Annotated in this window: 10 protein-coding genes; 8 read left to right on the top strand and 2 right to left on the bottom strand. The window is 32.1% G+C overall.

Features of this window, described 5'->3' with window-relative positions; all coding sequences use genetic code 11:
• The first annotated feature begins 172 nt into the window (after nt 1-172).
• From PW52_RS16790 to PW52_RS16770, 5 genes are read left to right on the top strand one after another with little or no spacing between them, the layout of a single operon-like run.
• Nucleotides 173-532 carry a VOC family protein gene (locus tag PW52_RS16790; RefSeq protein WP_044634147.1) on the top strand — a complete coding sequence of 120 codons (360 nt, stop codon included), beginning with the start codon at nt 173-175 and terminating at the stop codon, nt 530-532.
• Nucleotides 533-579: 47 nt separating this feature from the next.
• A complete protein-coding gene (locus PW52_RS16785; protein WP_165586790.1) occupies nt 580-852 on the top strand; it encodes a hypothetical protein in 273 nt (90 codons plus the stop codon).
• Nucleotides 849-1,508: a DUF2461 domain-containing protein gene (locus PW52_RS17280; protein WP_052823545.1), complete on the top strand. Its 660-nt coding sequence runs from the start codon at nt 849-851 to the stop codon at nt 1,506-1,508. Before PW52_RS16785 ends, PW52_RS17280 begins: the two co-directional genes overlap by 4 nt.
• Entirely contained in the window at nt 1,505-1,834 is a 330-nt protein-coding gene (locus PW52_RS16775; RefSeq protein ID WP_044634145.1) for a YciI family protein, read from the top strand. The genes PW52_RS17280 and PW52_RS16775 overlap by 4 nt, the downstream gene beginning before the upstream one ends.
• On the top strand, nt 1,827-3,056 hold the full coding sequence (locus tag PW52_RS16770) for an RNA polymerase sigma factor (protein ID WP_044634144.1): 1,230 nt from the start codon (nt 1,827-1,829) through the stop codon (nt 3,054-3,056). The genes PW52_RS16775 and PW52_RS16770 overlap by 8 nt, the downstream gene beginning before the upstream one ends.
• Here the strand turns inward: PW52_RS16770 and PW52_RS16765 are convergent.
• Complete coding sequence (locus PW52_RS16765) at nt 3,053-3,541, bottom strand: SRPBCC family protein (protein ID WP_044634143.1); 489 nt, start codon at nt 3,539-3,541, stop codon at nt 3,053-3,055. The genes PW52_RS16770 and PW52_RS16765 overlap by 4 nt on opposite strands.
• 12 nt (nt 3,542-3,553) lie before the next feature.
• The gene (locus PW52_RS16760; protein ID WP_044634142.1) at nt 3,554-4,135 is read right to left on the bottom strand and encodes a hypothetical protein; all 582 of its coding nucleotides are present in this window, start codon (nt 4,133-4,135) and stop codon (nt 3,554-3,556) included.
• Between the two features lie 414 nt (nt 4,136-4,549).
• On the opposite strand from PW52_RS16760, the gene PW52_RS16755 reads away from it, so the two are divergent.
• From PW52_RS16755 to PW52_RS16745, 3 genes are read left to right on the top strand one after another with little or no spacing between them, the layout of a single operon-like run.
• Complete coding sequence (locus tag PW52_RS16755; protein ID WP_044634141.1) at nt 4,550-4,960, top strand: Fur family transcriptional regulator; 411 nt, start codon at nt 4,550-4,552, stop codon at nt 4,958-4,960.
• 60 nt (nt 4,961-5,020) lie between these two features.
• Complete coding sequence (locus PW52_RS16750; protein ID WP_044634140.1) at nt 5,021-5,395, top strand: DUF3703 domain-containing protein; 375 nt, start codon at nt 5,021-5,023, stop codon at nt 5,393-5,395.
• 5 nt (nt 5,396-5,400) lie between these two features.
• Nucleotides 5,401-6,195 (top strand): cation transporter, encoded by a 795-nt coding sequence (locus PW52_RS16745; RefSeq protein ID WP_044634139.1) that lies wholly within the window; start codon nt 5,401-5,403, stop codon nt 6,193-6,195.
• The last annotated feature ends 386 nt before the right edge of the window (nt 6,196-6,581 follow it).

Below are 6,581 nucleotides of genomic sequence, written 5' to 3'. Positions count from 1 at the left end.
CGCTTACTTACAAAAGTCCTTGCAGATATTATATTCGGGTTTTATTTGCTAAATTAGTTGCTTAAACACGCAACAAACCATATACAAACACGTTAGCCACAAGCAGAAAAACTCCATCCGATGTCCTATTTTTTCATCTTCGTTTGACATTATAATAAATAACAAAAAAATTATGAATTTAGGAAAATTTTCACTTAGTCTTAACGTCAAAGACATCAACAAAAGCCTTCAATTTTATACCAATCTTGGTTTTATAATAATTGATGGAGGTCATCAAAATGAAGAATTTAAGGATAGTGAAACAATGAAATGGAGAATACTAGAGAACTCTTCTGTTAAAATTGGTCTGTTTCAAGGAATGTTCGACCAAAATATACTTTCATTTCATCCGCTTGATTTAATGAATATTCAATCTTTATTAAAAGATAGTGGGGTAACATTTAGTAAAGAGGCAAAACAAAATGATTCAATGAAATCTGCAATAATTCTCGACCCTGATGGAAATCAAATTATGTTTGAAGAAATAGGTTAAAAATGGAGGAACAATATTTTAATGAAATTAGAGAACGATTCTGTTCAATGGACTCTAGTGTTAAAGCAGGAAAAATGATGAGTTCTGAAGCAATCACCTATATGGGTAAGGTCTTTGCTTTCTTCTCTCGTAAAAAGAAAATGGTATTTAAACTCGGGAAAGATTTTGACCCAGATAGTTTTGGAATAGAAATAGCCGTATTTAATCCATTCAAAAATCGTACACCTTTAAATGGTTGGTTTGAAGTTCCTTTTACAGAGAAGGAACAATGGGAACCTCTCACAAAAAAAGCACTCACCTTATTAAAAAGCGAACTATGATTACTCAAGACTATATTGCCTTTTTTAAAAGCTTAGAAAAAAACAATAACAAAGAATGGTTTCATAAACATAAAAAAGCGTATGAAAATGACGTTAAAAAACCTTTTTTAGAACTGTTGGAAATATTAATTCCAGAAATAGAAAAACTAGAACCTCAAATTTCTCCAAATCCAAAAGATGCATTGTTCAGAATTAATAGAGACATTCGCTTTTCAAACGATAAAACACCTTATCACGTACTTCTTAAAGCAGGATTTTCTCCTAATGGAAAAAAATCAAAACTACCTGGTTTTTATTTAGGAATTAGTGCAGATAAAATTCACGTTGGCGGTGGATTATTTAATTTGAAAGGAACGGATTTAAAAAACGTAAGAACCTTAATTACTAAAAACACTGATGAATTTATTCAACTTGTAAATTCTGAATTTTTTATTTCGACATTCCAAGAACTAAAAGGAGAACAAGCTAAACGATTGGATAAAAATTTTCAACCAATCTTATCTAAAACGCCATACATTGCGAATAAACAATTTTATGCAATGCGAGAGTTTCCTTTAATTGGTTATTTAAACTCTGATAAAATGTTCGCTACAATAATAAATTCTTTTAAGGCAATTACGCCTCTTAATCAATTTCTAAAAAGAGCATTTATATGAAACAATACTTACTCTTATTAAAAGGAAAAAAGGAATTAGATTATTCTCCTGAACAACTTCAAAAAAGGCTAGAAGAATATAGAACGTGGGTGACTACTATTGAAGAACATTATGTTGCCGATAACCGCTTAGAAAGAATAGGTGCCCATATCAGTCAAAAGAATGAAATAACAACTGACGGGCCATTTTTAGAAGCTAAAGAAATTATTGCTGGTTTTATTATTATTAAAGCAACAAACCTTGATGAAGCTGTTACAATTTCAAACTCATCTCCACTTCTTAATTATTTTGAAATTTATGTAAGACCAATGGTTCCTAATGACTAATATTTCGACAAATCAATTAACTGAACATTTTTTCAGGCACAATTATGCGAAAATGGTTGCTGTTTTGGTGCGTTATTTTGGTTTGAAAGAAGTTGAAATAGCGGAAGACATTGTTCAAGACACTTTAGTTGAAGCAATGGAAAAATGGAGTGTTCAATCTATTCCAAACAACCCTGATGGTTGGCTGATGGATGTTGCAAAAAAGAAAACTATAAATTTTTTAAAACGCAATCAAAACTTTGAAACTAAAATAGCTCCAAGTATAAAAGCCAACGCCTTTTTTGAAATAGATGAATCGATTGAGAAAGATAGTACATTAAGAATGATTTTTACTTGCTGTCATCCTGATTTACCTTCGGAATCACAAATTTCATTGGCCTTAAAAACACTTTGTGGTTTGAGCGTTGGAGAAATTGCAAATGCACTATTAACGACAGAATCTACGGTTAACAAAAGACTTTATAGAGCCAAGCAAAAATTTAGAGATGGCTCAATATCTTTTCAAATCCCCAAAAACAATGATTTAACTGAACGGTTAGACAACATTTTTACTACGCTCTATTTATTGTTTAATGAGGGATATTACTCCTCACATAATAAAAAAATTATCCGTATAGACTTATGCTTTGAAGCCATACGCTTGTTAAAAGACATTATTTCGTTTTACCCCAATTCATTTAAAGCAAAGGCTCTTCTATCTTTAATGTTACTCTCCATTGCACGTTTCGAAAGTCGAATTGACGAAAAGGGGGCAATCGTTATTCTTTCAGAACAAAACAGAAATTTATGGGACAAAGAACTAATTGCTGTAGGCATAGAATATCTTCATCAATCTGCACAGAGTAACGAAGTAACTATTTATCATTTACTGGCAGGGATTTCTGCTGAACATTGTCTGGTCAAAAGTTTCGAAAGAACCAATTGGAAGAGTATTTACCAGCAATATGCTATACTCGAAAAGCTAAACAAAAGTGCCATTATTACTCTTAATAAGACCATTTCTAAATTCTATGGTTTTGACAAAAATGAGGCACTTCAAGATTTGTTGTCCTTGGAAAAGGATGAAGAACTCAAAAAAAATACACATTATTTTACTTCAATCGCTGTTTTCTATCAAGAACTAAATCAAAGGGAAAAAGCGGAAGCCTATTTTAACACCGCTTTAAAACTATCGAAATCGGCAACTGAAAAGGCACTTATTGAATATAAAATGAATAATTAATTATTCAACGTTTCAACATACTCTTTTAACCCATTTACATATTTTGGAGGTGCTTTTTTAAATTGAGGTCTTATCACTAAAGCATTCATCATTCTTCCAAGAATGCCATATTTTAATTGGTACGAAAATAAGAACGTAACCTTAGTTTTTTCGTCTAATTCTACTAAATCAATCCTACCTTTCATAAAACGATAGGGAGGGAGCATCTTTCCTCCCACCACTTCCAAAACAAAAGATTTGCCCTCTCTCCATTCTACAACTTCTTCCTCCATTTGACCCATTGGCAGCAACTCACAATGCCGTTTTGCTCCCAACCCACTTTTTATATGTGAAATAGCTTCGGACTTTTTGACTAAAGGATGAAATTTTTCGATTTCTCCAATAAGACTTAGTACTTTCCAAACTTTCTCTCTTGATGCGTTGATTTCTACTTCGGAAGTAATAATAGTCACTCCTTTTTCTGTTCTTAAATTTACGTTATTCATAGTCGTATGATTTTAAAAATGATATCCAATATGTATTGTTCCAAATGGTTGAATTCCAGCAGGGGTAAATACTGCACCATCAATCATTAATGTATTTTGAAAACTATATTCATATCTCAACCCTAAAAATGGATTGACATACAGTTTTGCTTTCTTGAAAGGATACCATCTATATCCAACTCTCGGGATAATGTTATGGGTAAGGACTTTACCACTGACAGTATTTCGACTAATTTCATTTTGAAAAAACAGGTTGATTAATCCCAAGTAAACGCCTTTTCTTTCCTCTTTTATAAAATAATCAATAGCAAATCCTCCTCCAATATTGATTTTACTATCAAACCCCTTTCCTTTGTTCTTAGGATTTAAAAAATCATCCATCCAATTTGGAAAATCTGCATTAACCACATTAAGAAACAACGACCAATGATGTGATTTTTGGGGCTCAATTACTACTGACAAAGTCTTTGCTCCAAATGCGGACGAAATCGGGTCAGTTTCTAGACCAATCCAGCTCTTTTCCTTTTCTTGGGCATATATTTTGGAAAAGTTTAATACCAAAACACAGCATAAAAGAATTTTTCTAACTACCATAATATTCTATTTTCTTTAATGTCAAATGAAGAAATAGAATTAGGACAAAGAATTAAAAATAAGAGTGCCAGTGGCTAACAATGTATAAGAAACATAGGGCATTTGTGCTAATCCGAAGGTTTTGTGCTTATTAACAAAGTCCGCTAAATATAAAAATTGGCGTTTATAGTAGAAAAGATAAAAGCAAAATATTTATATTTAGCTAAAAAACCGAAACAAAAGTGCTTATCACCTGCCCTACGTTTCTTATACTAACCGTTGTGCATAATGCGAAAAATCGAGTGAAAAATAAAAATTTAAACTAAGAAATCCACCGCACAAACAGCACATTTATTTTTCCCAACCGCAAAAGCCAAATCACAAAAAATAAAAGAGCTGTTTTGCCAACGCTAAAAAAAACAATACTTTAGGAAAATGCAAACCATCGAAGAAATCCTAAAAATAAAAAAAGTAAATAATACTGCAATCCGAACTGTGGTTTTACGTCATCTTTTAAGCCAAGAAAAAGCACAATCTCTAAAAGACATTGAAAACGTATTAGTTCATACAGACAGAAGTTCTATTTTTAGGACTTTAAAAACATTCGAGAAGAATAAAGTTATACACAGTATCGAAGATGGTTCAGGTATGCTAAAATACGCAGTTTGCGCTAAAGGATGTAACTGTGACCCAAAAGACTTACATTATCATTTTTATTGTAATAATTGCAACAAAACATTTTGTCTTTTTGACATTCCTGTTCAAAATATTGAGCTTCCTGACAACTTCAAAATACAACAAGCCAATATGGTTGTAAAAGGGTTATGCAACAACTGTAACAAATAATCTTTGCAATCGAGTTGCGCCAAAAGGTATTTACATTTGTACTATCATTAAAACGATATTATGAAACTTTATACTTCAATACCAAAAGAATTAAAACCATATTTCAACACAGAATTAGAAAAATACAGCGCTGAAAACATATCTGGGAATTTAAAAAATGCTTGGATTCATTTGGAACGTGCTCACATAATAGGACAAAAATATCCTTATGCACATACTTTTGTTCATTGGAAAATGCTACAATTCGGATTTAAAATTAAAAGCGGAAAAGAAGTCTTTGGTCAGATTCCAAGACTGATTTTTGGAGGTGTTAAATCCTTTGTTGGAAAAATTCCAATTGGTAATCCTGGAGGAGCTAATGTTCCTCCTTTAAAATCATTTCCGATAGAAAAGGAATTACAAGATATTTTTACTAATGCCGGTGTTCAATTATAACAGTTATGAAAAAGACAACATTCGAAATCACCAAAATGGACTGTCCCTCAGAGGAAAATCTAATCCGAATGAAATTGGACGGAATTTCAAGTATTGTGAATTTGGACTTTGATATTCCGAACCGAAAATTGACTGTTTTTCACAGCGGAGAAATGGACAAAATCGAAAAGTCAGTTATCGAACTAAATTTAGGAGGAAAGAAAATATCAACCGAGCATACCGACCAAACGGAATTTGAAGAAAACGCAAGCCAGAAAAAGCTACTTTGGTCTGTACTTGGAATCAATTTCACCTTTTTCATTATCGAAATAACAACAGGGATTATATCAAAATCAATGGGACTTATTGCCGATAGTTTAGATATGCTTGCCGACAGTTTTGTTTATGGAATTAGCTTGTTTGCGGTTGGAGGTACGTTAATTAAGAAAAAACGGATTGCTAAACTAGCTGGATATTTTCAAATTACACTTGCAATTATAGGGTTTATAGAAGTTTTAAGACGGTTTTTTGGAACAGAGAAACTTCCCGATTTTTCAACAATGATTATCGTTTCGATTTTAGCACTTATTGCAAACGGAATTTGTCTTTACATTTTACAAAAATCAAAGAGTAAAGAACAGGCTCATATGAAAGCAAGTATGATTTTCACATCCAATGACGTGATTATTAATATAGGATTAATAATAGCAGGGTTTTCGGTAAATTGGTTGAATTCCAATAAGCCTGATTTAATTATCGGAACAATTGTTTTTATTTTGGTAGTTCAAGGAGCAATCCGAATCCTAAAATTGAGCAAGTAAATGGAATTGCCAACGCTCAAAGCCATACACATTTACAATTCACTACAGCCAACGCTACACCAAAAATTGCAAAAGAGTATGTCTTGCCAACGCACACATAAGAACTAAGTATCAAACATCTGAAAATCAAGCTGGACGTACAAAACACTATGCACAACAATGTATATAAAAAATAGGGCTTTTGTACTAACTCCAAAGTTCTGTGTCTATTTACGAAATCCGCTAAATATAAAATTTGGAATTTAATCGAAAAATAAAAACAAAATATTTATATTTAGCTAAGTGTTTAACCCGAAATGTAGTGCTTATCAACTGCCCTACTTTCCATATACTAACCGTTGTACTTAATTCTCCACATGTACTTTCCTGAAATAGGTTGACTAAAA

The sequence above is a fragment of the Neotamlana sedimentorum genome (assembly GCF_000943565.1).
In the GTDB taxonomy this organism is placed as follows: Bacteria; Bacteroidota; Bacteroidia; order Flavobacteriales; family Flavobacteriaceae; genus Neotamlana; species Neotamlana sedimentorum.
The sequence above is the reverse complement of the archived record's forward strand: the minus strand, read 5'-3'. Positions and strand labels throughout refer to the sequence as shown.